The sequence below is a fragment of the Vibrio neptunius genome (assembly GCF_000967495.1).
In the GTDB taxonomy this organism is placed as follows: domain Bacteria; phylum Pseudomonadota; class Gammaproteobacteria; order Enterobacterales; family Vibrionaceae; genus Vibrio; species Vibrio neptunius.
In genome coordinates, this window is the sequence record NZ_JXXU01000033.1 from 15,964 (window position 1) to 42,076 (window position 26,113).

A 26,113-nucleotide genomic window follows, 5' to 3' on the forward strand; every position below is an offset into this window, starting at 1 on the left:
AAAGTTACTGAATCTAACAAAGGACGTGAACATGAGTCTTATCAGACAATCTTTGAAACGAGTACTAAAAGGTACAGCGATGGCGGCTGCACTTGCCGTTGCTGCGACATCCGTTAGCGCGGCTGAAAAGGTATACCGCCTTAAATTGGCGGAAACTTGGGGGCCGAACTTCCCAATTTTTGGTGATGCCACCAAAAACATGGCGAAGATGGCTGAAGAAATGTCGAATGGTCGCCTGCAGATTCGTATCGATTCTGCAAACAAACATAAGGCCCCACTTGGTGTGTTTGATATGGTCAAATCCGGTCAGTACGACATGGGGCACTCCGCGTCCTACTACTGGAAAGGGAAAGTGCCGAACACACTTTACTTCACTTCAATGCCATTCGGTATGCTACCAACAGAACAATATGCATGGTTCTACTACGGTGGCGGAATGGAGCTGATGGAAAAAGTCTATTCTCCGCATAACATGATGTCGTTCCCGGGTGGTAATACTGATACACAGATGGGGGGATGGTTTCAGAAAGAGATCAACTCTGTCGAAGACTTAAAAGGTCTGAAAATGCGTATTCCTGGTTTTGCAGGTGAGATTCTGGCAGAGCTGGGTGCTAAACCAACCAATATAGCACCAGGTGAGCTTTACACTTCGCTTGAACGCCGCACTATCGATGCCCTTGAGTGGGTAGGTCCATCACTTGATCTCCGCATGGGTTTCCACAAAATCGCGCCTTACTACTACACAGGTTGGCATGAGCCAGGGACTGAGTTGCAATTCCTCGTCAATAAACGCAGCTGGGATCGCTTACCTGATGATCTAAAAGCGATTCTTCAGGTGTCAATGAAGACAGCTGCTTACGATATGTACACTCAGTCTAAACATGAAAGTGGTAAAAACTGGGCCTCAATTAAGTCTGAGTACCCGAATGTTCAGGTCAAAAATTTCCCCACTGAAGTCATGAGTGCACTGCGTGAAGCAAACGATCGTTTGCTTAAAGAACATGCCGCAAAAGACGAGATGGCGAAAGAGATCCAAGCGTCTCAAGCCGCTTACATTGAACAGGTGCGACCTTGGTCTGACATCTCTCACCGTGCTTACCTCAACAGCCAGGCACAGCAATAGTCTTAGCAACGGGTTGCCAGTTTGATGTCACTGGCAACAAAAAGCCCAAGAAAATGCTCTCACAGTGTGAAGAGCCCATAACAAAACTCCGCAGGTTTCGGCCCAGCGGAGTCATTTCAACGTTCCATGGAGTAGGGAATGAGAAATCTAATCTATATAGAGCGTATTTTTAATCGCTTCGGTGATTTCCTAGGATGGTTATCCAGTATTCTGTTTATCTTGTTGCTCGCCAACGTTGTATACGATGTGGTGATGCGCTACGTATTCAATGATGTTTCCATTGCGTTTCAGGAAATGGAGTGGCACTTGTTTTCTGCTGTATTCCTACTGGGTGTACCTTATGCCATAAAAGCAGGGGGGCACGTCAGAGTTGACCTGTTTTACGAGCGCCTGTCCCATCGAGCACAGGCGATCATAGATATCATTGGTACCTTGGTTTTTCTTTTCCCGTTTTGTTTGCTGGTGGCTTGGTATGGCATTGACTTCGCTAAAGAAAGTTTCGCCTTAGGTGAAACTTCCGGTGATCCGGGTGGCTTGCCATACCGTTGGATTATCAAGGCTATGATCCCTCTGTCATTTTTGTTGATGGCTATCAGCGGCGTTGGTTTACTGGTCCATTCACTAAACAAGATTTTTAATCCGCATTTGGTTTACGCCAACTCAACAGAACAAAAGTAAGGAAACAACAATGGTCGGTATTGTAATGTTTTTTGTGGCCTTGTTTGCTTTACTACTTGGCTTCCCTGTGGCGTTTACCTTTGGTGGTATCGCGCTTATTTTTGGTGTTTGGGCGGAAGGCATGGAGATGTTTGCCTTCATGCCATACCGTATCCAATCCATCATGGAGAATACGGTACTAATGGCAGTGCCATTATTTGTTTTTATGGGTTTGGTTCTGCAAAAAACACGTTTAGCGGAACAACTGCTTGAATCCATGGGTAAATTGTTTGGCGGGGTACGTGGTGGTATAGCGATTTCCACCGTGTTAGTAGGCGCTTTGTTGGCTGCTTCCACTGGTGTGGTTGGGGCATCGGTTGTCGCGATGGGGCTTATCTCTTTGCCAGTAATGCTTAAGTATAATTATGACAAAGGCTTGGCTTGCGGAACCATTTGTGCATCAGGCACCTTAGGTCAGATCATTCCGCCATCTATTGTTTTGATTCTGCTCGGTGATGTTTTGGGCGTGCCTGTTGGTGATCTGTTCCAAGCCGCCGTTTGGCCGGGCTTAGTTTTAGTTGGCGCTTACGTTCTCTATATTTTGATTTACGCCAAGTTAACCCCTGAAGCTGCCCAGTCGATCCCGCGTGATGAATCCGTCAGCCGTAAGCAAGAAGTCATTGCTGCGCTTAAAGCTGTGATCCCACCATTAGCGTTGATTGTGGTTGTTCTCGGTTCCATCTTTGCTGGTGTTGCAACGCCAACAGAATCGGCCGCTCTTGGTGGGGCGGGTGCCATAGTCCTTTCTCTATTGTACAAACAATTCAGCTTCAACATGGTGTATGAGGCGGCGAAAGAGACAGTGAAAGTGACTGCTATGGTGTTTGCGATCCTGCTGGGTGCGACCGCCTTTTCTATGGCATTTACTTACACTGGTGGTGACTATCTGGTGGAAGAATGGATGTTACAAATACCGGGAGAAAAGTGGGGCTTCCTGATCATCACAATGTTGGTTATTTTGGTTCTGGGTTTCTTCATCGATTTTGTCGAAATCTGTTTTATCATAGTGCCAATCATCGCTCCTGTTGCCGAAATTATGGGAATCAACATGACTTGGTTTGCGATCTTGATTGCGATGAACCTACAGACTTCTTTCCTGACACCACCGTTTGGTTTCAGCCTATTTTATCTCAAAGGTGTTGCACCAAAAGGCGTTACGACACGAGATATATACCGTGGTGTGATGCCATTTATTGTTATTCAGATCCTTGTACTGGCATCACTGCTAGTCTTCCCTGGATTCTATGGAATGTGATCACCCGATTACAGAAATGTAACAACTCTTGCTAAAGTAAAGCTGCTCGTATGGGCAGCTTTTTAGTATGGGAGAAGGAATGCCTCTAAAAGCTAAGTTGATTTTGTTGAGCTTGCTACCACTATTATTAGTGATGGCGCTGACCAGTTGGATCGCTATCTATCAAACCAAAACGCTGGGTGATAAAGAAGTAGAAATCTTTCATACCAGCCTCATTACGTCAAAAGAATCAGCACTTAAGGATCTGGTTGATTTGGCCTTTGATGCGATCGAGCATATTTACAACGATCCCAATATTGAAGAGCAGCAAGCCAAACAACAGGTCAAAGCGATCATTAGTCGTTTGCAGTACGGCACGGATGGCTACTTCTTTGTCTATGATCAGAGCGGTACTAATTTGGTCCACCCTATTATGCCGGAACTGGTGGGACAAAACCTGCTGCACATTCAAGACGAAAATGGCAATCAATTAATCGAATCTTTGCTTGCACAGGCGCAGTCAGGCGGTGGCTTTCATCAATATCTGTGGCAAAAGCCATCAACAGGAGAAAGTGTTCCCAAACTGAGCTACGCCGCCTGGTTAAGTAAGTGGAATTGGATGATCGGTACTGGGCTTTATATTGAAGATGTGACAGAGGAAGTGGCTAACCTGCAATTAGCGGTTAATGACAACATCGAAACGACGTTTTTTTCATTGATTGTGATTGTCGCTGTCACGATTGCGGTCATTTTGGTTGTGGCGCTAGCGGTCAATTTACATGAACATCGATTGGCCGATAAGAGCTTGAAAGAGCTGGCCCATAAAACCGTGATGTTTCAGGAAGATGAGAAAAAGCATTTGGCACGAGAACTTCATGACGGCATAAACCAGCTATTGATCTCAAGTAAATGTCACTTGGAATTACTCGGTACAAAACTGGATGACGATACACAAAAGCAACACTTGGCTAAGTCGCAAAACTCACTCATGACGGCGATCAATGAAGTTCGGCATATTTCCCATCAGCTAAGGCCCAGTGCGCTTGATGACATAGGCCTTGAAGCGGCGATGACGACCTTGTTGACCGATTTTAAAGCGCATTCAGGTGTTGAGGTTGAGGCATCATTGTCAACCAGCAAGCGCAGGCTAAAATCAGAGGTAGCGACAACACTTTACCGAGTGGCGCAGGAATCACTAACCAATATAGAAAAGCACTCGCAAGCCAAGCAGGTTACTGTGATATTGCAGCAATTAGGCGATCGGCTGCAATTAATCATTCGTGATGACGGTGTGGGGTTTGATGTGGATTCAACGTTAAGGAAGTCAGGAATCGGTCTGCGTAATATGCGTGAACGGGTAGAGTTTTTAGGTGGAGACTTTGAGCTCGAAAGTGAGCCGGGGTTTGGTACAGAAATGACCGTACTGTTGAAATTAGATGGACTAGCATATGGATAAACCGATCAGAGTGGTGATCGTCGATGATCATCAGGTTGTCTTAGATGGATTTATCGCTCGGCTGCAATTAGAGCCAGAAATAGAGGTGATTGGTTCCGCCAGCAATGGATTGGAGGCGATTGAAAAAGTCAAAGCACTTACACCTGATGTCGTGTTGATGGACGTCAGCATGCCTCTGATGAATGGTATTGACGCCACTCGTCTTATTAAAGAAGAGCTGCCTGATATAAAAGTTCTGATGCTGACCATGCATGATAACCGTGAATACATCATGCAAGTCATGCAGGCGGGAGCAGTAGGGTACATGCTTAAAGAGATTTGCGCTCGGCGTATGGTACAGGCGATTAAAACCGTATACCAAGGATCGACGTATTTCTGTGAATCGGTGACACAAACTCTGTTTTCACAACAAGTGATCCCAGTGGCACAGAAGCCTAATCCGCTCAGTCGCCGTGAGGAAGCGGTGCTGAAGCTTGTTGCCGAAGGGAATAGCAGTAAAAAGATAGCGGCCTTGCTGAGCATCAGCTACCGAACCGTGGAAACACATCGTCAAAATATTAAACAGAAACTGGATTTACACAGCACTGCTGAACTGGCTAAATACGCCGTTGAGCAAGGGTTGCTTGGTTAGCCAATTGTAATGAATGTAAGTGTTAGAGAGTTGATATCGGTGACGTGCTAGGATGAACGAATCGTACACGTCTGGTTTATTGTTATGACCTATCCAAAAAATACCCATCAAGATTACCACGCGCATATCTACTTTGATGCGGACAGTAACGATTTCGCCGCCCAGTTAAGAGAGCGGATCAGCGCTGATTTAGAGCTCACGGTTGGACGTTTCAACCAGAAATTAGTCGGCCCGCACACCATGTGGAGCTTTTCTGTTACGTTTACAGCCGATGACTTCGATGTTTTGATCCCTTGGTTAGATAAAGCCCGTGGCAACCTGTCTGTTTTGGTCCACGCATTGACAGATAATGATCTCAAAGACCATACCGAGTTTGCTTATTGGTTGGGCGAACCCGTCGCATTGAACCTGTCGTCGTTCTAGCGATGACTCTAACTTCGGTCACTACGTGATCGATCTTTAGTGCTTAAGCTCATACCGAAGAGCGCCATCGGTGCTCTTTTACTACAGACAAAAGTGACAATTTTCTCTATCTAAGCCATATAGGCCTTTTCGGCTAGCCACATGTTTTTTCCCCTCTTCGATACCCATAAAGTAACCTGTATCAAGTGCTAGCTTGTTCATGGTTAGTCGCTTGACGGAGAAGTTTTCTGGGGGAGCGATAACCCTGATTTTTACCCCTTGAGGAGGATGGCGGATAAAGGTCAAAGCTTGATTGTAGCCCTGTGCCCGTTTCGTCAGCGCTTCGGCAATTTTGGGGTGCTTATGCAGTAAACGTTTGATCACCCAAGAGCTCTTAGGCTTTGGCATCTCATAACTGAGCGGGTGGGACAGTACCACTGTGATATCTGTTGCTCCACGTCGATACGCTTCCACAACAGGGATCGAATCTGCCACCCCACCGTCTGTATAGCATCCACCGGAAAAACAAGGCGTTGTTTTATAGGCGATAGGCAGTGCGCTGGTGGCTTCAATGATCTGGCTGAGATTGTTGTGATTCAGCTGATAATAGTCGGCTTGCCCCGTATTAATATTCGTTGCCACAGCCAGCATAGGCGCCGTTTCAAACACTTGCTTTTTATCTAAAGGGAATCGCTGCTCAGATTCAGAGACTAACCAATGAACGTCGATTAAATCGCCGCCTTTGATGAACCGTTTGGGGCTAAAGAACTTAGGATCCGTTGCCAGTTCAGTGATGACTCGATAGCTACGTCCTGATTGTTTTCCCAGATAACCGAGCAAATTAGACGCGCCCGCCGATACACCAATCACAAAGTCGTAGGGATAATAGTCAGTGTCAATCAGTGTATCAAGTACACCGGCAGCGAAAATACCACGCATAGCACCGCCTTCAACAACAAGAGCCTTCACAATGTTTCCTCAACCAATAATTTTGTACAGATTAACTCTCGTTAACGTTTGAGGATAATCGGCTCTAAACATCATTGAAATAGATAAAACCTATAGATAGTTAATGCCTATAGATAGTTAATGCCTATTAAATGTATAGGTATGAACGTTTTTAACTATCAATTGTAAATAAGTAAAGTGAAGTCATTGAAAGGCAACAGCTTAACAACATTGAATTTGACGAGGAATGCATGATGACAAACCAAATTAACTTAATCGGCCTGAACAACGAAAAATCACAAGCATTGGCGACTGAGTTGAATGCGTTGTTGGCTCACTATCAGGTACTGTACATGAACACGCGTGGCTATCATTGGAATATTAAAGGCCAGCAGTTTTTTGAACTACACGTCAAGTTTGAAGAGATTTACACAGACCTGCAAACCAAAATTGATGAGCTAGCAGAGCGTATTCTTACCATAGGTTCGACACCGGATCACAGCTTTAGCCAGTATTTGGAAAAAAGTGAGATTGAGGAGCATCAAAATGCGACAACGGGGAAAGAGTGTGTGAGAGGCTTAGTCCACGGCTTTAGTGTTCTACTGACACAACAGCGTACCATCTTAAGTCAAGCCGAAGATGCAGAAGATGAGGGCACGGCAGCTTTAATGGGGGATTATATTCGAGAGCAAGAAAAACTGATGTGGATGCTGAACGCTTACTTACAGTAAAAATAACTGTTCAAATAAACAGTATTCACTTGAGTTATTAGTGAGGATATCTATACTGTATATAAATACAGATTATGGAGGTGAGTTATGTTGTTGGAAACCCTTGAACGTGTCAATCGCCTACGTCAGAAGGCGCTAAATAACCCGGAATTCATTCGCTCAGCAAAAGCGCATGAAAAGGCTTTGGAGTCACAGGAAGCATATGATGTTGGTGCTTCAAGACGCTCTACCAAGTCGAAAAAAGAAAAAGCGCTGGCCGACATTTACCAACAGTCAGATTTCGGCTTTGACCCTGCTGGCACTCCTCACTAATCAACGTAAAAACAGGGCTATTGAGGCCCTGTTTTTGTTCTCTTTGCTGATGTTATGGCTCATTTTTAATCCCCTCTAGTGGTATTTTCTAACTGGAAGAATTTACTAGTATCTCTATCCTGAAATTTGCCTTGTTTATTGGCATTAAATTCTATTTATATTTAAAATTGCAAAATTAAATATTAACATGTGAGTTTGGTTTGATCGGTCACAATGAAGTGTCTGATAGTCAGCCTTTGTTTGCGATAGAAGTCACAATAGCTCTGCCGCTTATTGAGGTTTCTTCGTAATATGGCTATTGGCGAAACCGTTAAATTTAAAATCCGGGATATAAATGAACAATAAACTCGGGCTAAGCTCTCTCACTGCCATCGTCATTGGTTCAATGATAGGTGCTGGTGTATTCAGCTTGCCACAAAATATGGCCTCTGTAGCGAGTCCAGCGGCAGTCATGATGGGTTGGTCGATCACTGGAATCGGTATGGTCTTCCTTGCATTCTCATTTCAAAAGCTTGCGTTCCATAAGCCTCATATAGAGAGCGGTGTGTTTGGTTATGCCAAAGAAGGCTTCGGTGATTTTGTCGGCTTCTGCTCTGCTTGGGGGTACTGGTTCAGCGCTATGCTTGCCAACGTCTCCTATCTGGTCATTGTGTTTAGCACCTTAGGCATGTTATTCGATACGCCCGATAACGTGATTTTTGGCCAAGGTAACACCTGGGTGTCAATCATAGGGGCTTCTGCTCTTCTGTGGATGGTACATGGGTTAGTATTGCGTGGCGTCCAAACGGCTGCCTTGATCAACCTGGTTACGACATACGCCAAGCTAATACCACTGCTCGTTTTTATACTTTGCGCGCTGTTTGCGTTTAGCTGGGATACCTTTGCCGTTGACTTCACTGGCCTGCATTTTGGGCAAGAACATACGTTGCTTGAGCAAGTAAAGAGCACCATGCTAGTGACGGTTTGGGTGTTCATTGGTATTGAAGGCGCAGTAGTGGTCTCTAGCCGAGCTCGCAATCGTAAGGATATTGGCCGAGCGACTATACTGGGTCTACTCACCGCGTTAGCCATCTATGTATTGGTGACCTTGCTTTCGATGGGAGTGATTAAACCCACTGAGTTGGCGCATTATCAAAACCCATCAATGGCAAAAGTGCTGACTTATATCCTTGGTCCATGGGGGCAATACATCATAAGTCTTGGCTTGTTAGTGTCGGTGTGTGGTGCCTTTTTGAGCTGGACGGTTTTAGCATCTGAAGCGCCTTATTTGTGCGCTAAAGAAAAAATGTTCCCCGCCAGTTATGCGAAGTTAAACAAGGCTGGCAGTCCGGTAAGGCCGTTAACATTGACCAACATCTGGGTGCAGATTTCTCTTATTTTTGTCATGTTTGCGGGTAGCACGTATGACACCTTATTGATCATCGCTTCCGAAATGATTCTCGTACCATACTTTTTGGTCGGTGCTTATGTGCTTAAGTTGGCCATTGAACAAAAAAATCGCGGCAGTTTACTTGCTGTAGGGTTAGGGGCGACCTTATACGGGTTTTGGTTGTTGTATGCCTCTGGCCTCAATTATCTGTTACTTTCCGCGATTCTGTATGTGCCAGGCTTGGTTTTCTTTGTTCGGGCCAAGAAAGAGCAGGGTATCAATCCGTTTGAAGGTAAAGAGAAGGCGGGGGTTGGCTTACTGAGTGTGGTGGCTTTGCTGGCGATTGGTCTACTGTGGCAAGACGTGCTTAACCTTTCATTTTAAATCACTCCCATTCATTGAGTCGCAAAGCTGATTAAGGCGGTTTAGCTTGAGTAATGAAGCTCTCTATGTTGGAGCTATTGATACGGGGCGATATACCGCCTTTTTTACCGCCAGTGGTTTTAACATAAAAATGACAGTGTTAGAGGGAGTAATCCATATATAGTATCGTGTTTTTTAACCGGGATGGGCTGCTCGGATTAGCCAAGTATAGCCGACCGTAGAAAGAGAATCAGTGCACGATGCTGTGGGTGCTAAAAGTTCATATCAAGCAAAAAGATAGGGCGACGGGACAGGTGGTTTGGTTCAGTCATTACGTAACAGAAATAAAAAGAGATGGAAAAAACTATGAAAGCAGCATGGATGTCGCATTAGCAAAGGGCTTTCATTGTCGCCAATATAGGACACTACTGGACCATTTTGATGCATTGAATATCAGTTACACACTACTACCTGTGGGTAGCAAGGCATTAACCTCTTGCGGGAACTCTAACAACATACCACGAGAGGTTGAGGCTTAACGAACTTGGTGACAATTATGCTGTCTTGCTGCTTACTGTGGCCAAGACGGATTTAAACTTCATTTTTAAACCTTCTCTGGCTTGAACTGCCCCTCAATAAGTGGACAAGCAATTATTGAGGGGCAGTTCAGTTGGTGTTATCTGTATTTTTTTAATAATCACTGGTATAAATTTAATCACTGTAGAGATTAAACATCGTCCATATTAAGGTTGTGGGTTGCCTATTTCATAGATAAGAGAGTTTTGACTCCAATCAGTTTAATGACCAACACTGTCTGCTTGGTGTATGCAGGCAACATTGCGTATCATAAATCGAGCAAAATTCGTGGATCTCAGACTCGAAGAAAGCTTTCCCATTGTTTCGCCTCATGCTTTGCCAAATAGTTTATTTTCGTCCCCGTCTTGCCGAGTAACTGGTGAAAAAAATAAGTCTCCTTTGATTAAAAACTCCCCCCCTTTGATTCCTAGATTATGCAGCAAAGTCACAGTAAATCTGTGGTTGTTACATTATTGATATCAAAAATCTCAATTACGATTTATAGGTGCTGCGTACTTTTAAATATCGCCGTATAGAAGGACGCCTTAACTAACAAAATAAAACAACGACTGGAAATAATAATGAATCAGGCTTACATAGACGCAGCACGAACGCTGCAACAATGTACGTTCGGGGGTTCCCAGCGTGACATTAATGACCTTGTTCAATCAGGAAGCATTGAAAATTGGGTCGCTCAACAAACACTTATTCCCTCCTCCTCTTGGCTAGTACACTTTGAGCAAGATGAGCTCAACGTACCCGACTTATGGCAAAGTTTATATTACGCCAGCAGTTGGACGCGTATGACGGTCGAAGGAGCAGATATTCTGCGCCAACGTATCGCATATACGCTCTCTCAGCTGTTTGTGGTAAGCGTAAAAGATCCGGCATTGAGTGCGGCCTCTAAGCGTCGCTACATGTGCCAGTACTTTGATGGGTTGCTCGATAATGCGTTTGCTAACTTCCGTGATGTGATTCGTTTTGTGTCAACATCGCCAATCATGGGTGAATACCTGACCTTCGTAAACAACGTTTCTAATGAGCTCACAGCTCCAGATGAAAACTACGCACGAGAACTGCTACAACTTTTCACGCTTGGGCCAGTTAAACTGCGTAACAACGGTGAGGTACGTTTAGACGCAGAAGGTAAAGAAGTCGCGTCGTACACCCAAGAAGACATTGAAGAGCTAGCTCGTGTGTTTACAGGTTGGAAATTTACCGACATTCGCGGTAACGACAAGTACAGCCAGCCTATGGAGCCACGTGGCGAACACGACATGGGCGAAAAACGCATTCTTGGTAAGAAGTTCCCGGCTGGCGTAAGTGCTGAAGACGAACTTGAAGCTGTGATTGAACGGTTGATGAACCAAAACACGCTTTACACCTTTGTGAGCAAATTCTTCATCAACAAGCTTGTGACTAGTAACCCTAGAGCGGGCTATATTCGTCGTGTACGCCGTGCATTCAAGCGTTCCGGTGGTGATATGCAAACTCTAGTGATTGCGATTTTAACCGACAAAGACGCTCTGCGCTCTGGCAACACAGTAGGCAAACTACGTGACCCATTGTCCGTATTTACCCATGCGATGCGCGCACTGCAAGTAAAGCGACGTGACAGTGTGATGATGTGGCCTAAACAGTTTAATTGGTATAACCGAACGTTACCGCTAGCTGCCCCTTCGGTGTTCTATTACTACCAACCGGATGATGCGCCAAACCACCCTGATTTTAATGGTCTGGTTGCGCCCGAGTTCAATGTGTACCAATGGCACGACATCTACCAGTACGGCAGGCAATTCCATGGGCTGATTGCTCGGTTCGAAGAAGAAGCGCAAGATTGGTACATGGATGAGGAGTTATTCATTCGTTATCTTGCTTTTGATGACGAAGATGTTGTGGATTACCTTAACGAACATTTGTTTGCTTACCGAATGAGTGAACAAGCACGCCAATGCTACATCGATTACCTTGTTAAGTGCCCAAGTCGCCAATCTGACTCGCACAAAGAGATCAAGAATCTTGTCATGAACGCACTGCTTTCACCAGAATTCATCACACAGGGGTAACCATCATGAACTTAACTCGACGTCGATTTTTACAAGCCGGTTCCGCTGGTGTGGGTGTTTCTGCGCTGAATCTCGCGGCATTTCCCGCCTTTGCTGACTCGTTTAATCAATGCCAAAACGGATATCGTGCCGTTGTTGGTATTGACCTTGCTGGCGGTAACGATGGCTACAACATGCTCATCCCAACCGCCGCTAATGCCAACAGTCAATACCGTGCGCTGCGTGGCGACTTGGCCATAGATGAGACAACCTGTATTGACTTAGACGCAATCAACGACGAGGCCAAACTGGCACTTAACCCAGCGATGGCTGCTCTCAAACCTTATTGGGACAGTGCTAACCTTGTACCTGTAGTGAACCTAGGTCCATTGACTCAGCGCGTCAACAATGTGAATTATGATCAAAGCACTCGTCCAGTACACCTGTTCAGTCACTCACATCAATCTACTATGGTTCAATCTCACGCCACTAAGTCACTGTCGAAAGAAGGTTTTGGCGCAAAGACATCCATCGAGCTTGGCTCTATGCTGCGTAGTTTGAACGAGCTGTCACCGATGTTTGATATGGGGGGCACACAAGTGTGGACGAATTGTATTGAAGCCCAATCCAACTCGGTCGGTTCTAAGCCACCCAGCAATATTTTCAACGATCAACGTTCGCGCGATCTGTTCGAAAAACTGCAAAGTACTGGCAGTTACAGCAATATCTTCCAATCTCATTATGCAGACGTTGCTGTCGACTCAACCAAAATGTACGAGCAGTTCAGTACCATTCTCAATGCCGAGATCCCAGACGTATTTCCAGCAACGAGCATCGGTAAACAATTGAAAGCCGTCTTTAAACTGCTGCTGCAAAAGGACCAGTTCCAACATCCAGCACAGTACTTTAGTTGCAAGTTGGGCGGGTTCGATACCCACTCAGCTCAAATTAGCCGTCAAACGGCTTTGCTACAAGAACTGGCAGAAGCGATGGCCGCTTTCCAATTAGCACTGGAGAACAATGGTTTGTTTGAGCAAGTGACAACCTTTACCCATTCTGAATTTGGTCGAACCCTGATTCCAAACGGCACAGATGGGACTGATCACGGCTGGGCTAGCCATGCATTAGTCTTGGGAGGCAGTGTGGCAGGGCAAGCCATTGTCGGTGAGTATCCGGATTTATCTGAGACCAGTCCTTACTTGCTTTCGCGTGGTCGCGTGATTCCAACTGTCTCTTCAGATCAACTTCATGCGAGCTTAATGGCGTGGTTAGGGCTATCTGAGACAGGCATTAATCAGTTATTCCCTGCGCTGGACAACACTTTGACAGATTCAATCCAACCTCAGACTCTCCCTCTGTTCAAAGCTTGTTGATATTGAAAGAGGTAAGTACCTAAATAATTTGTTAGTGCCCAAGTGAGCGGTTGAACGACCCTCGACAGCTGTCAAAATCCAAGTATACTTGATGCACTTGGATTTTTATGAGCGATTCAGAACCATTCGCTTCTTGGCACTTTCTGCGATCGTGAACAGTAAGCCCGCCCAGATAAGACTGAAGCTCACCAGTTTTACTTCATCGAAAACTTCGCCGAACAAATAAATCGCCAAAAGAAACTGGATCGACGGCTCTATGTATTGCATCAATCCAACCGTGGACATACTGGTCCAACGAATGGCAAGAGAATAGAACACTAGAGGGATCAAGGTGGCAGGCGCAGCACCTACGTACAGAGCAAAGGCTGCCCAGCCTGAGTGCAGCGATTCTGCTCCAACGGTTACTTCTTTAAATACAAGGTAACCGAGTGCAAACGGTAATAGTACAAGCGCTTCAACGAATAGGCAGGTGCTCCATTCGTATTGAATTTTCTTCTTACACCAACCATACAAAGTAAAGAAAATCGCCATAGTCAGAGCGATAGTCGGCACTTGCCCATATTGCATCACCTGATAGCTTAATCCGGCGGTCGCCAGAATCAACGCCACTTTTTTGCCCAGCGACAGTTTCTCACCCAATACTAATACACCCAGTGCTGTCATAGTTAATGGGCTGATGAAAAAGCCCAAACTGGCATCGATAACGCGATCGTTGGTGATGGCCCATGTGAAAGCGCACCAAGAAATCGACATTAAGGTACTGCCTAACAAAGTGATGCCTAAGGATCGGCGATCACGCACGATAGCCGAAAAGTCTGGCATTTTTTTAGTGACCAACAACACAATCAAAACGCCAAAGGGTACAGATGCGACCAATCGAACGGTGAGTAATTCGTCCAGAGCGGCGTTGGGGAGATATTGATAATAGAGTGGCAATAAACCCCACAAAAGGAAGGACAACGCAGCCATCCAGTTGCCAGTACGTTGTTGTGACATGGAATGAACCTAATGATTAAGATGTGTGCAATGTATGCGCAAAACTTCGTGTTGTAAAGCGGTTTGTAATACTGACTTTTTTAGGTTTTTAGTTATTTAAAATCAGTGGGTTATGGATGATGGGTGAAAGGTTGTATGGCGAGCCAAGATCACAAGCGCAAAAACTAGCATTAAAGATTTTCTTTCAATAGTCGACAGTTATACTATCGGGAAATTAGATTAATCTGAATGACTGTCAGTTACTAGGTACGTAAGACTCTTCGGGACGTTATCACTCGAAGTAATAGGAGATTGTGATGAGTGATTTTGAACAAAAACGCAAATATTATCGATTGAAGTACCCCAGAAGGGCGAGACCTTCCGTACGTATTTCTAATGAATTGTTTCATGTTACCGAAGTGTCTGAGGGTGGGATTCGAGTGGTAAAGAACACCTTTACCAACTGGTATAAAGGATTATCCATGTCTGGCACGATTCAATTACACAATAACAAGCAAGTAGCCTTTGAAGGAAGTGTGCTTCGGTTTGATCAAAACGAGGTGATTGTTAAGTTGAAAAAAGGCCCATCTTTTAAAAACATGGTTGAAGAGCAGCGCCATATTCGCCAGACGTATCCAACTTATTTCTCTCGACCAGTAACAGAAGTTGCTTAACCCACTGCGTTGAAAAACAAACAACAAACGACCGTCGCATGGATTGCGGCGGTTTTTTATCTTCAAGCATAGAAAACACAAAGCGCAAATGACAACCGTGAGCCACCCATCGACTCACACGATTTCTATTTGTAACAACCGTATAGTTAACTTAAAATTCAATCGCTTAAATAGTCTATAAGACAAAGCAGACGTGCGCATCTATCAGCTTGAGCAGTTTATCTAGGCAGCAATTTTCGAGTTGTTCGCTTAAGACGTTGTCGAGAAACACCCACTGAAAATCGATTAAAATGATGGGCGAACTCGCATACTCCGGTTAAATGGTGTTGAACAAAACATGAATAAAGGATGTTATGAAGCTATCTGAGTTACAAAATCACATTAAAAGCTTTGATCATGCACCAGAACAGTCCGAGCACTACTTCTTAAAGTTAATAGAAGAAGTGGGTGAATTGTCTGAGTCAATCCGCAAAGGTCAAAGTGGCCAACCCTCACTAGAAGAGTTAAAAGGTTCGATAGCCGAAGAGTTGTATGATGTGCTGTATTATGTTTGTGCCATAGCCAATATTCATGGTGTTAATCTAGAACACACACATCAACTTAAAGAAACGTTAAACAAAGCTAAATACAACCGATAGTGTGCTGAGTTAACTGCCATACGATAGGCTGATAAACCGAAGCGCATTAACGGAAAAATTTGAGATGATATATGTATAAAATCGCTAGGCTTGGCATGGTTGCGCTGCTGGTCAGTGGCTTGCAAATCCCCGTAGGTGCACAAGATACCACGTCCAATCTTGATAATGTGCTTGTCTATGTAGATGAAGTCGGCGGGCCGTATACTGACACTTGGTATGCCAGTGGCGACTTAAAGCGGCTGAGCGACATTGATATTGTTCGTGAAGGTAAGTCAGGCTCATTTGAGGCGACGGTGGAGGTTGACTGCCAGTTATCAAGGGTCACAACCAAAAACACGGGTTTACTCTTTACCTCGATAGTTCTGACAAAAGAAGAAGCGGATGAGTATATCTCTGACGACGTTACCGAGGCCCTAGTCAAGACTCTGTGTCCCTCATCGCCCAATATACAGCAAGAGTAGAACCATATGCTTTATCACATACTGACGAAAAGTGAATACCAGAAATATCAAAACAGCGACACATACGCACCGGAATCTTTGACAACAGAAGGTTTTATTCATTTAGCATACCAAGAACAAGTACAAAAAATAATTGACTGCTTTTTTGCTGGAGTGAGTGAGATTTACCTGCTTGAAATCAATAAAAGCGCTGTCGCTCAATGCTTAAAAGATGAGCCACCCGTAGGTACGCAAGACGATGGAGAACGCTATCCGCATCTATATGGCTCACTGTGTAAGCTGGCCGTCATTAAGACGATCAACTTAATCGCGGATGCGAACGGTGAGTTGAAGTTCACTCACTAGAAATCAACCAGGGTGATATCACCGTAACCTCATTTAGGGCTAGAAACACTCGGCAATACTTATTTCGGTTTAATATCGAGTTTGTTGTGATGTGAATGAAAGGAGTTAACCAACTATGTATAAACAAACACAAGTAAACACCGTATTGATCACCCTTCTTTTGATTCTAAGTGGGGTGATTGTTGCAACCTCTGATTCTATCGCCAGTGCGCTTATTGCGTTGACAATCAATTTTGTTATAGGGGTATTATTTTACTCCATGACAGTCGAGGTAAACGCAAATAAAGTGAGCTGGTATTTTGGGCTTGGTTTTCTTCGTAAGGAAGTCGATGTCGTCAATATTACCGGTATGTCATCTTATGACACTAAGTGGTATCAAGGCATTGGAGTTCGTATGTTAAAAGATGGTTGGTTATATAATGTTTCAGTCGGCAAAGCTCTAAAACTCACATTAGCTGGAGGCAAAACGGTTTATCTTGGATGTAAAGATATCGGAGATCTTAAGCGCGCGTTAGAATCAGCCAGCTAACAGGCTGGCCAAGGTGTCATCGGGGTGCATGGCAGAGTGTGATGAGCGGCAGCCCTTACGACATATTGGCAAATAATTCACTCCTTAGTTAGACGTTAAAGGTGTATAGAATGAAATTCCAGTTTGCTATCGTTTTAGCGGCAGTGTGTACAATGACGGTACCAGCAGCCGCCAACGACATCAATTTTTCTCAATTTAAAGGTAAGGCTTACGAGGAGGTAAAACATGATTTGTTGGCCAAAGGTTGGCAGCTTGTCCCTCATCAAGAAGGCGATATTTCTTATAGTCAACAATACCCCGAGGTGACATGTGGTTCGGGCTCAATGGCTATTTGTTCTGTCGGCTTTCGTCACAAACCGCATTCAGTGGCGTTTATCGTCATAGAATCTAATGATCAACTGATCATTGCTGAGGAATACTGAGTTTGCATTTGAACCAAGGCTCAATTTTGGTCGTAGAAATGTCGTTTTCACAAACAAGGGATGGGAAATGCAACTGACCTCAGAAATAGAGTCGAGAATAATAGAAATGGCATGGGAAGACCGTACGCCATTTGAGGCCATCGAATCTCAATATGGTTTGAATGAATCTAGCGTTATTCAGTTTATGCGCAGACGGCTCAAACCGAGTAGCTTTAAATTGTGGCGTGAACGTGTGTCAGGTCGTAAGACAAAACACAACAAGTTACGCAGCCCAGACGTGACTCGAGGTTACTGCCCAACTCAGTATAAGCCGCGCTAGCGGACCGCAGCCAAGAAGCCGCTAAAAAGTACAGCTGACTACTGGCACAAAAGTGTCGGCGAGTGTATCCGCAAAGGAAAAGTGATCTGTCTATTTCATAAAGCCAAAGATAAGCACCGTTTAAAATGGGGTAACTCAGTCGATACTTTTGGTGACTATAATCAACACAAATCAGGTGGAACCTCTAACCAGCACAATTTGAAGCGTCACGAAAAATACCTAGATAAGCTGATGAACACCAGTTTTAGTCTTGATGAAGAAAAGCTGAAAGTCATGTCGCTTAATATCCCATGTGTGCAGACTGGGGGTAAAAACCTAGCGAGAAATTCCCCCGGCTTGTTACTGGAAGGTTTAGTTGTCGTGGCCACAGGCAGTATTATCCGGCCGGGAACTCTAATCCACCATATCAGTAATAAGTTAGGTGTGCCCCAGAAAAATCGTTGGTTAGGCTTCTACAAGAGCGTCAAAGACACTGAAAAACACGCTGGTGTTAAAGCAATAAATAAGGCTTTTGTCGGCAAGCTCAATGCGCTGGTTGACTCTTGGTACTACTCGATCTACCAAACCGGACATGGTGTGAGACGAGCGGTGCCGACGGCAGATACGATCACACAGAAAGCGTCTGGTGCTGTCAGCATGGATTACGTAGGGGAAAAAGGTCAACTCATTTTGGAGCTCATCGAAGTCAATAATCGAGATTTCTAGGCAGATTACCTTACTCTTCAATCAAGACTGCATAATGACATTTAGTGTCAAAACGGTTAAATAAAACGCTCAACACGCCTATGTTGAGCGTTTTTATCGATTCGCCCTAACTATGGGGTGGGTTACATCCAATAGGTGAACTCTCATCAAGGCTGAGCCGAAGCACTGTGAATGGATCAACGCTATCGAGCCCTGCATTTGTCCAAGGCGTGTCACAAGTTTGCGGATTGGTCACAAATGGTCACACTGATTAGCATCTTATAAATGTATAGTTTGCACTAAAAGCATTCACTGGAAGGTGGCTATGACGGTGCAATCGGCCCATCGAGTCCTGCTCGTTGAAGACGACGTAGAACTCGCTGAATTGATCAGAGATTTTTTGCAGAACTACGAATTTTCCGTAACCATAGTGACCGATGGCTTGGAAGCTGTCGACCGCATTCTTACGGATTCCCCTGACTTGGTAGTACTGGACATCATGCTACCGGGACAAAGCGGAATGGAAGTATGTCGTGCTGTCCGGCCGCATTTCGAGGGCATGATTTTAATGCAAACGGCGTTAGACGATGACTTAGACCAAGTCATGGGCTTAGAACTAGGCGCCGATGACTACATTGTTAAACAGGTCAAGCCGCGGTTGCTCCTGTCTCGCATACGGGCTTTACTCCGTCGTCATGCTCGAAGTTTGGGTGGAGAAGAGACGAATGAACTCAGGCTGGGAGACTTGGTCATCAATCTGCACCATCGCAGTGTCGCCCTCAGCCAACAAGCGCTGAAGCTAACGACCTCGGAATTTGAGCTGCTGCTGTTGCTCGCTGAGCATGTGGGGCAAGTGGTATCGCGAGATGACATTGCTCAGCGTATCCGTGGCTTTGAGTACGATGGGCTGGATCGTTCGATTGACCGGCGTATCTCTCGCTTGCGCAGAACACTCAATGATGACCCCCATGATCCGGCACTGATCAAGACGGTGCGCGGCGTGGGATACCAACTGTGTGTTGCCAGCTAAGGAGCCCAACATGATCCGCGCGTTTTCTGTGCTTTGGCTGGCGGTTTTTGTCCCTATTATTCTGCTTCTCATCCCTACACAGTGGAGCCCCATTCAACGTCTCAACGAAAGCTTTTCTGAAGAGTTCTATCAGCAAATCTACGCGAACAATGTCTCGACAATGACACAAACGCTGCTGACTTATCCGCAAACACAATGGCCGTCTGTGGTAAAGCAATACGCGCAGCACTTTGCTTATCCGCTCAAGTTACAACCCCTAGTGCAATATCAGGACAACGAGGTTAAGTATCCAAGTTTAGTCGAAGGCCGGATCACGTTTCTCTACGGTGACCCAATGGCGCTGTTGCAGCGCGTAGGAGACAGTGAGCAACTGATCTATTTCGCCCTCAATGAATCGACGCAGCAGGCGGCGCTGAATCAGGCGAAAGGTACCTTGTACCTGATGGCAGAATCTCTGCGCGCGCAGCCATCCTCGCAATGGGAGGAACATTTGGCTGTGCAAACCGCTTCCATTCCGTTTGTGGTGAGCTTGATGAGAGACGATCAATTACAGCCTCAAGCGAAGGAGGCAATTGCTCTTGCTCCGGGTGAGGCAGTGAGTTATCTCAACCAAGAGGGGCTGGTCGAACTGCTAGCACCTGTGGTACCGGGGGTGTGGTTGCAGGTGGCAGATCATTTGTCGCAGACCACCCAAGTCAAACTCACCAGTGCCATTGGCGGCTTGTTCTTTCTGTCTGTTTCACTGGCCTTGGTGATCTGGGTGTACCCGTTGTGGCGTGACCTGAAGCGCTTAGTGGTTACCGCCAATGCCTTCGGCCACGGGCAGCTCTCCCAACGGGCGAAAGCGAGTCGATTGTCTGTGGTATCCCAATTGAGCGTTTCTTTTAACACCATGGCCGATAACATTGAAACCCTGATTGCAGGTCAGAGAGAATTGACCAATGCGATTGCTCACGATTTGCGCACTCCTCTCTACCGTCTGCGTTTTGCGCTAGAAATGCTTGAGGATGATACGCTTGCCGTCGCGCAAAAAGCTAAATACCAACGTTCAGTGCAAAACAGTATTGAGGATTTGGATCACTTGATCAACCAAAATCTGCTCTTGGCGCGCTACAGTCGCATGACGGATTGGCGCCAGTTTTCGCACGCCCACCTGGTTCCTGCATTGCGGCAAGAAGTGGAAGAATATCGCTTGGTGCATCCGCATTTGACGGTGGAATGGTTGTCCCCCCATACCTTAGAGCAACATGTCCTGTTTATCGATCACACTGGGCTGATGCGAGCGGTGAAAAATGTGCTCTCAAATGCTGGGCGATATGCCCGTACGACAGTACGCTTGACCTTTGAACAACACGAGAGTGACTACGTGATCGGGGTGGAAGATGATGGCGTTGGCGTCTCACACCAGGATGCTGAGCGATTGTTTGAGCCCTTTGTTCAACTCGATAACCAAACGCGCGCGAGCGGCAAAGGCCACGGTCTGGGACTGGCCATTGTCAAGCAAATCATGTTGTGGCACGAGGGCAGTGTTCAGGTGGGCACATCGTCTCTTGGCGGAGCGAAGTTTGAGTTACGCTGGCCCTGCCAAACGTCACGTCCTAGTGAGGACGAAGAGTTTGTGACCAAATAGGACACAAACGGTCCATAAAACGCCAACGATTTATTCTTTGTGTGAATGTAATTTTGAGACAACGTTTATTCAGTGACTCAAAAGGACCTCACATGGAACTCAAACTCTCGACGCGAATCAGCCTTGTCCCTCGCTTATTCTTGGCCTCACCAAAGCGCGCGCTGCTGGCTAACATTCGGCGGTTATTGTCTACGCTGGTGCTGGCATTATTGGTTGGCTGTGGCGGCGATGTTAGTGATGGCGAAAAGTACGTCAAACCGACAGTGAATGCAGGTAGCGATCAAGCTCATACCCTGCCGATCGACAGCCTAACCTTAAGCGGATCCGCTAAGGCTTATCCCTCTTATCTTTATTCGATCAAAGACACGCGTTGGCGTCAGGTATCGGGGCCGCAGCAATTGGCATTGTTGAATGAGGACGAGCTAACAGCGACCGCACTCAACCCAACTGCAGCGGGCACCTATGAGTTTGAACTTTACGCCAAAGACAGTCTCGGCCGAACTAACACCGACCTTGTGACCATTGTTCTGCATGAGGCTGTCGCTCAAAGCAAGGCAGCGAACACACGAGGTTATGCCGATGACTTTGACGTTATGTGGACATCCGTGACCGATCACTATGCTCAGTACGAGGCAATCCAAGACCAATGGCAACAACTCTATCAGCCGTATTTGCTCAGAGCCAGTGCCATTGAGTCACAGGCACAATGGGACCAGCTATTGATGGATCTTAGAGCACAGGTACAAGGTGATCAGACAATCTTACCGAATACGGATCAGGGGGCATGGGTAGAGAGTCACAGCGCCAATGGTATCGTGACGTTGCGTATCCTAGGGATACCCAGTGGGCAACCACACCAACTTGAACAAGCCATCCTCAATGAACTTCACTTATACTCTAACGCTCAAGAGTGGGTATTGACTGGCCTGACGGCTTATGACACTGACCTGCAGACTTGGTTGACTCTTTTTAAGCTTTTTGCCTACCAAGACACATCGGTATGTTTGTGGCGTCGCTCGGCAGAACCTGAGTGTTATACGCTCCCTGCCAACGAGCTGCTAGCAGGCAAGCCTGTCCGGACTGATAGCCAAGAGAGCTCGATGTTAACGCAATTTTTGGCCGCACAAGAGGCAGGGGCAGCGTCCGTGTTGCTTTACCCAGACTGGGCACTAGGACAGGGTAGTGGAAGGCTAGAGACGAGACTTTGGGGTGTCATGTCACCGTATGTTGACTCGGTTGTCTCATTCTAAGCCATGATATTTGTGCGCCGCCGCGGCATAGTTTGCGGCAAGCGGGAACCATTCAGGCTATCAGTGTGGTCTGCTTCAGTATTGCCAATACCCCCGTTTGTTTATCGATATTTTCCTGTTTTGAGAACGAAAGATACCCCTGAATTTGAAGAAATTTGATAGGATTGTCAGGGGTTTAGGCTAAAGGTAAGTGGAAAAGACACTTACTTTTAGCCCTATGATGGGTTGAGAAGAAGAATACCGTTAAGCTCACCCACACTGAAAGGCGCGCCGTTGTTCACGACCATCAAGAGCCGATAGGGCAAGGTGGCAGCCTCCGCCGCATTGAGACAGGGTTCAATAAACAAAGATAAGGAGAGTTTAGGGTGTTTCGAGTGATTTACGAATGGCGCGTCGCCGCTGAGAAGATGACCGAGTTTCAGCTTGCTTGGCAAGCAGTGACGGACACTATACATGAAACGGTGCCGGGCGCGCTTGGCAGCGCCTTATACCGGTCGACACAAACGCCAGACAAGGTTCTCACTATCGCTAAATGGCATACTCGCCAAGACTGGGAAGCCTTTTGGGGACAAAGCGACCCTGAGTCCATGCGCCCTATGCGCCAGTTGGGTGAGCGGGTCGGTGTCGAGACGTTTGACGAAGTGGAAGATCGTACACGATGAGAGCACAACAAATCAGCCACTTCCACTTGGGTGATTGGCACTGGATAAGATGGGTTGTCTTGGCAATTGGTATGCTCACCTCGGCACTGAGCGCAGCGTGCGAGATCGACGAGATCCGCGCTATACGCAATAGCGCACTGGCCACTTATCAGGCCAATGAAGTCAGCGATGCAGCCCACCAACTCAGTACCTTTTATGATCAGAAATGCGACTTCTACACCATGGCGCAAAAGTCGGACGCTGTCCTCAATGAGGGGCTCTGGTTGATCAGCGATTTGATGCTTTATTACCGCAAAACCAACCAGCTTTTAGCCTGTTTGTCGTTGGACGATGAGGTGTATCATTCTTGGATGGTGAGTGATCGTTCACGTTATTCACCCAGGGCAGAAAGCGCGCTGCAAACCAATGTGAACCAATGCAGTCGAGCATTAGATACTCAGTTTGTGTCTCCTGAACCCTGTCCGATCGCGGGCTACGAGAGTCTGTCTGCGATACCAGCCTTTTGGCGCGACAGCAACCCGTTGTTTCATGAAGTCGCGTGTATCGGGTTGAAGGATAATGAACCTAACCTTATCGGAGGACAACGTGATGGCCCCCAGCTACGCAGTGAGGGAATGCAGTCCTATTTGCAATTGCCAGTGTTGTACGTAAAAAATATCGTGCCAGTAGAGGGAATAACAGAGGAGAATGAACAGTGGGTCAATCAATACGCTCTTGACGTTTTGTACTTCTCTTCGGCTGAGGAGTCACTCATTGGTGGTGAGCAATGCTATGGGCTCGATTTAAAAGTAGGGCAAGAAGCCGGAAGTTTATTGTTGGAAGGTGGAGCGCATTATTGTTCGGGTGGGACTGCCACTTTCATCCACCGGATGATAGCGACTATCGATTATCCTTTTCGGGTCAGAATGCTTCAACAGCGTATGCATGCAGTCAAATAAACACACAATAGCCATTCGCGGGGCGTGCCAGTCAAGAACGGTGACGGGTGTGGTATACCGGCCAGCGCTTGTACTGTTAGAAGTGATAATTATTGTTTAAATTTATATGCGCAATAACTCATATAAATTTAAAAAAACTGTCTAGACTGTTACCGTCTTTTTAACGGTAACAGGATGAGAGTATGACAGTCGCCACGAGAGCTGCTAAGCGTGTGGAATGGATTGCCCAATGTTTGCCCTTGGTCTGGTTTGTACTGCTGGTTGTCGTGCAGTATTCATGAACGTTTTGTGCACGGCCGAGTATAAAAAAAGCCAGCGTAATCGCGCTGGCTTTGTTGTATCAGTGACTGACTGATCAATCAGACAGGTAGTACTGCACAGTTGACACGACACGTACTTTTTTAATGTACGGTGTATTACTGTCACGATCGTAAATTGAAAACTGTCCTTGTGTGGCACGCTTTATTTTCCCCAGCGAACTGTCGGAATCTTTGGCAAATTTCTCTGCCACCTCACGCGCATTTTTGGTTGCCTCTTCAATCATGTCGGGTTTGATGTCATTTAACTGAGTAAAACTGTAATCGACACGGTTGGTGTAGGGATCTTGATTGAGCAACACACCTTGCTTGCCTAGTTCCCCGATTTCGTTGATGGCCGTCCGCACCATTTCAATATTCTGACTGTACACGGTGAGGGTTCGGGTAGCTAAGTAACGGTACTCAATGTTTGTCTCTCCGCCGTATTGCTGAGCTTTACGGTCAGTGACTGCAGGGGATGACAGCGAAACACTCGATGATTCCACTCCCTTGCTACTCAGAAATTGCTGAACAAGGGCCGTCTGTTTGTCAATGTCGCTAAACAGGGCGGTCATATCATTGCCTGCGACGGTGAACTGAATCGGCCAAATTACAGTGTCAGCAGGGTATTCACGTTCTGATAGACCCTTAACGGTAACAACACGCTCATACGCTTTGTACTGGATAGCGGTTTGCTGGATAAAGAACCCTAGTACGCCCAAACCGATAATAAGGCACAGCCCTAACCACATTGATGACTTAGTGGACATTCGCTCCATCTCTCCTCCTTTTTGCTTCGATGTCAATCGATGGAATCACTATCATAACGAAGGCATGTCAATAATGTGGCATAGAAAGGTTAAGATTTGCCGTTATTCTCGACATAGCGACTTGCGATCTATAAAGCTAAAGAAATAAAACGTGATTCAGTCTGCGCTCGTCTTGTCGGTGCCCAGTTGATAGTTGTTGCTAAAAGCAGTTAAGCCCTGTGGCGAAAACGTTATCGCTCGCGAGTCTAAATCACGCTTAGCCCACTGGCGTTTGAGGAGATCGTCCAGTATCCATTGACCCAAACTACCCGCAAGGTGACTACGCCGTTCACTCCAATCTAGGCAGGCTTTACAAAGAGGGCGCCGGCCAGTGGTCAGGGCTTCAACATCCGCCCCTAAACGTTCGAACTGGCGACGACCCTTGTCGGTTAGGTGGGCGTGATGACTTGTCTCAACCAGCCATTGGTTCTCGACCATGGCATCGAACAAGCGGACGCCGAGTTCGCCAGCCAAATGGTCGTAACACACGCGTGAACGTCTAAGGCGTGGATCGGTTGTTCCCCTCAGGCGAGGGATTGCAGCAGTGACGGTAAGCAACTGCTCTAATAACTCGGCAACTTGGGCGTCTTTCAACTGAAAATATTTATGCCTACCTTGCTTGCGCACGACGAGCAGTTCACCTGACACCAGCTTGTTCAAATGGCTGCTGGCCGTTTGGGCGGTGATGTCTGCTTCTAGTGCCAACTCCGTGGCTGTTAACGCTTGGCCTCCCATCAGCGCAGTTAGCATCCTAGCGCGTGCTTGATCGCCGATGAGGCTAGCCAAAATGGCAATATTCGGTTCCATGGTTTCCTTGGTTATCGAGTTTTCAACGGCAACTTAGTAAGGCATTAGGTTCAATGGCGAACCATCATTGACTTGCTCGCGTATTTATTGGTCTAATTGTACGGCAATATTTATATAAGGCATAAGAATGGAAGTTGTACAAAAAAAAGGCAAAATTAAATATACGTTTAGTTTCGAGCAAGATAAATTAAATTACGCTTATGAAGAGTCAACAGAAAAAGGTGATATAGACCTTTACTATGGTGATTTATCTAAGAAAAGCTCTGAGTTCATTGAACAAAACGAGTGGTTAAGGAATGTTGGGTTGCTTTGGATTGTCATTGGAGTCTTCCAGAGTGTTTACGGCAGGGCGGGATCGCACTTT

Annotated in this window: 28 protein-coding genes and 1 pseudogene; 25 read left to right on the forward strand and 4 right to left on the reverse strand. The window is 46.1% G+C overall.

Translation table 11 applies throughout. From position 1 onward, the window contains the following. Positions 1-31 precede the first annotated feature (31 nt). The 6 genes from TW84_RS11510 to TW84_RS11535 all read left to right on the forward strand — a co-directional run bounded on the left by TW84_RS11510 (position 32) and on the right by TW84_RS11535 (position 5,584). Positions 32-1,123: a TRAP transporter substrate-binding protein gene (locus tag TW84_RS11510; protein ID WP_045975783.1), complete on the forward strand. Its 1,092-nt coding sequence runs from the start codon at positions 32-34 to the stop codon at positions 1,121-1,123. Between the two features lie 138 nt (positions 1,124-1,261). After that, complete coding sequence (locus TW84_RS11515) at positions 1,262-1,801, forward strand: TRAP transporter small permease subunit (RefSeq protein WP_045975784.1); 540 nt, start codon at positions 1,262-1,264, stop codon at positions 1,799-1,801. A 10-nt stretch (positions 1,802-1,811) separates the two neighbouring features. Continuing rightward, positions 1,812-3,095 carry a TRAP transporter large permease gene (locus TW84_RS11520; protein WP_045975785.1) on the forward strand — a complete coding sequence of 428 codons (1,284 nt, stop codon included), beginning with the start codon at positions 1,812-1,814 and terminating at the stop codon, positions 3,093-3,095. Between the two features lie 79 nt (positions 3,096-3,174). Next, positions 3,175-4,530, forward strand: a complete 1,356-nt coding sequence (locus tag TW84_RS11525) for a cache domain-containing protein (RefSeq protein ID WP_045975786.1) — start codon at positions 3,175-3,177, stop codon at positions 4,528-4,530. Further along, positions 4,523-5,161, forward strand: a complete 639-nt coding sequence (locus tag TW84_RS11530) for a response regulator (protein WP_045975787.1) — start codon at positions 4,523-4,525, stop codon at positions 5,159-5,161. The genes TW84_RS11525 and TW84_RS11530 overlap by 8 nt, the downstream gene beginning before the upstream one ends. A gap of 84 nt (positions 5,162-5,245) precedes the next feature. Further along, on the forward strand, positions 5,246-5,584 hold the full coding sequence (locus TW84_RS11535) for a DOPA 4,5-dioxygenase family protein (protein ID WP_045975788.1): 339 nt from the start codon (positions 5,246-5,248) through the stop codon (positions 5,582-5,584). Between the two features lie 81 nt (positions 5,585-5,665). Here the strand turns inward: TW84_RS11535 and TW84_RS11540 are convergent, their stop codons facing one another. Continuing rightward, entirely contained in the window at positions 5,666-6,532 is an 867-nt protein-coding gene (locus TW84_RS11540) for a patatin-like phospholipase family protein (RefSeq protein WP_084720218.1), read from the reverse strand. A gap of 233 nt (positions 6,533-6,765) precedes the next feature. Between TW84_RS11540 and TW84_RS11545 the strand changes: the two genes are divergently transcribed. The 5 genes from TW84_RS11545 to TW84_RS11570 all read left to right on the forward strand — a co-directional run bounded on the left by TW84_RS11545 (position 6,766) and on the right by TW84_RS11570 (position 13,280). Next, on the forward strand, positions 6,766-7,242 hold the full coding sequence (locus TW84_RS11545) for a Dps family protein (RefSeq protein WP_045975789.1): 477 nt from the start codon (positions 6,766-6,768) through the stop codon (positions 7,240-7,242). A gap of 87 nt (positions 7,243-7,329) precedes the next feature. Beyond that, positions 7,330-7,554: a hypothetical protein gene (locus tag TW84_RS11550; RefSeq protein ID WP_045975790.1), complete on the forward strand. Its 225-nt coding sequence runs from the start codon at positions 7,330-7,332 to the stop codon at positions 7,552-7,554. A gap of 334 nt (positions 7,555-7,888) precedes the next feature. After that, entirely contained in the window at positions 7,889-9,307 is a 1,419-nt protein-coding gene (locus TW84_RS11555) for a basic amino acid/polyamine antiporter (protein ID WP_045975791.1), read from the forward strand. 1,136 nt (positions 9,308-10,443) lie between these two features. Next, complete coding sequence (locus tag TW84_RS11565; RefSeq protein WP_045975793.1) at positions 10,444-11,928, forward strand: DUF1800 family protein; 1,485 nt, start codon at positions 10,444-10,446, stop codon at positions 11,926-11,928. 5 nt (positions 11,929-11,933) lie between these two features. After that, positions 11,934-13,280, forward strand: coding sequence for a DUF1501 domain-containing protein (locus tag TW84_RS11570; protein WP_045975794.1), 1,347 nt, complete (start codon positions 11,934-11,936; stop codon positions 13,278-13,280). A gap of 105 nt (positions 13,281-13,385) precedes the next feature. On the opposite strand, the gene rarD is transcribed toward TW84_RS11570, so the two are convergent. Further along, positions 13,386-14,276, reverse strand: coding sequence for an EamA family transporter RarD (gene rarD / locus TW84_RS11575; protein WP_045975795.1), 891 nt, complete (start codon positions 14,274-14,276; stop codon positions 13,386-13,388). Between the two features lie 296 nt (positions 14,277-14,572). Here rarD and TW84_RS11580 point away from each other — a divergent pair, with 296 nt between their 5' ends. From TW84_RS11580 to TW84_RS11640, 13 genes are all read left to right on the forward strand, one after another. Then, the gene (locus tag TW84_RS11580; protein ID WP_045975796.1) at positions 14,573-14,929 is read left to right on the forward strand and encodes a PilZ domain-containing protein; all 357 of its coding nucleotides are present in this window, start codon (positions 14,573-14,575) and stop codon (positions 14,927-14,929) included. Positions 14,930-15,282: 353 nt separating this feature from the next. Next, positions 15,283-15,567: a MazG nucleotide pyrophosphohydrolase domain-containing protein gene (locus TW84_RS11585; protein ID WP_045975797.1), complete on the forward strand. Its 285-nt coding sequence runs from the start codon at positions 15,283-15,285 to the stop codon at positions 15,565-15,567. Positions 15,568-15,638: 71 nt separating this feature from the next. Next, positions 15,639-16,028: a hypothetical protein gene (locus tag TW84_RS11590; RefSeq protein WP_045975798.1), complete on the forward strand. Its 390-nt coding sequence runs from the start codon at positions 15,639-15,641 to the stop codon at positions 16,026-16,028. A 6-nt stretch (positions 16,029-16,034) separates the two neighbouring features. Beyond that, positions 16,035-16,373 carry a DUF952 domain-containing protein gene (locus TW84_RS11595; RefSeq protein WP_045975799.1) on the forward strand — a complete coding sequence of 113 codons (339 nt, stop codon included), beginning with the start codon at positions 16,035-16,037 and terminating at the stop codon, positions 16,371-16,373. 115 nt (positions 16,374-16,488) lie between these two features. Next, complete coding sequence (locus TW84_RS11600) at positions 16,489-16,902, forward strand: hypothetical protein (protein WP_045975800.1); 414 nt, start codon at positions 16,489-16,491, stop codon at positions 16,900-16,902. A 110-nt stretch (positions 16,903-17,012) separates the two neighbouring features. After that, positions 17,013-17,324, forward strand: coding sequence for a hypothetical protein (locus TW84_RS11605; RefSeq protein WP_045975801.1), 312 nt, complete (start codon positions 17,013-17,015; stop codon positions 17,322-17,324). A gap of 67 nt (positions 17,325-17,391) precedes the next feature. Next, entirely contained in the window at positions 17,392-17,643 is a 252-nt protein-coding gene (locus TW84_RS11610; RefSeq protein WP_045975802.1) for a TIGR03643 family protein, read from the forward strand. Positions 17,644-17,724: 81 nt separating this feature from the next. Next, positions 17,725-18,348, forward strand: a complete 624-nt coding sequence (locus TW84_RS11615) for a hypothetical protein (RefSeq protein ID WP_045975803.1) — start codon at positions 17,725-17,727, stop codon at positions 18,346-18,348. Between the two features lie 304 nt (positions 18,349-18,652). Beyond that, positions 18,653-19,357: a winged helix-turn-helix domain-containing protein gene (locus tag TW84_RS11620; RefSeq protein WP_045975804.1), complete on the forward strand. Its 705-nt coding sequence runs from the start codon at positions 18,653-18,655 to the stop codon at positions 19,355-19,357. A gap of 10 nt (positions 19,358-19,367) precedes the next feature. Further along, entirely contained in the window at positions 19,368-20,987 is a 1,620-nt protein-coding gene (locus TW84_RS11625; RefSeq protein ID WP_045975805.1) for an ATP-binding protein, read from the forward strand. Positions 20,988-21,079: 92 nt separating this feature from the next. Then, on the forward strand, positions 21,080-22,237 hold the full coding sequence (locus tag TW84_RS11630) for a PKD domain-containing protein (RefSeq protein ID WP_052707918.1): 1,158 nt from the start codon (positions 21,080-21,082) through the stop codon (positions 22,235-22,237). A gap of 374 nt (positions 22,238-22,611) precedes the next feature. After that, positions 22,612-22,899, forward strand: coding sequence for an antibiotic biosynthesis monooxygenase family protein (locus tag TW84_RS11635; protein WP_240478169.1), 288 nt, complete (start codon positions 22,612-22,614; stop codon positions 22,897-22,899). Beyond that, positions 22,896-23,837: a hypothetical protein gene (locus TW84_RS11640; protein ID WP_045975807.1), complete on the forward strand. Its 942-nt coding sequence runs from the start codon at positions 22,896-22,898 to the stop codon at positions 23,835-23,837. Before TW84_RS11635 ends, TW84_RS11640 begins: the two co-directional genes overlap by 4 nt. 355 nt (positions 23,838-24,192) lie before the next feature. Here TW84_RS11640 and TW84_RS11645 read toward each other — a convergent pair whose 3' ends face one another. Next, positions 24,193-24,912 carry an SIMPL domain-containing protein gene (locus TW84_RS11645; protein ID WP_045975808.1) on the reverse strand — a complete coding sequence of 240 codons (720 nt, stop codon included), beginning with the start codon at positions 24,910-24,912 and terminating at the stop codon, positions 24,193-24,195. A 147-nt stretch (positions 24,913-25,059) separates the two neighbouring features. Then, positions 25,060-25,749 carry an ArsR/SmtB family transcription factor gene (locus TW84_RS11650; protein ID WP_045975809.1) on the reverse strand — a complete coding sequence of 230 codons (690 nt, stop codon included), beginning with the start codon at positions 25,747-25,749 and terminating at the stop codon, positions 25,060-25,062. A gap of 127 nt (positions 25,750-25,876) precedes the next feature. On the opposite strand from TW84_RS11650, the pseudogene TW84_RS11655 reads away from it, so the two are divergent. After that, a pseudogene (locus TW84_RS11655) lies at positions 25,877-26,113 on the forward strand (hypothetical protein); the annotation flags it as partial.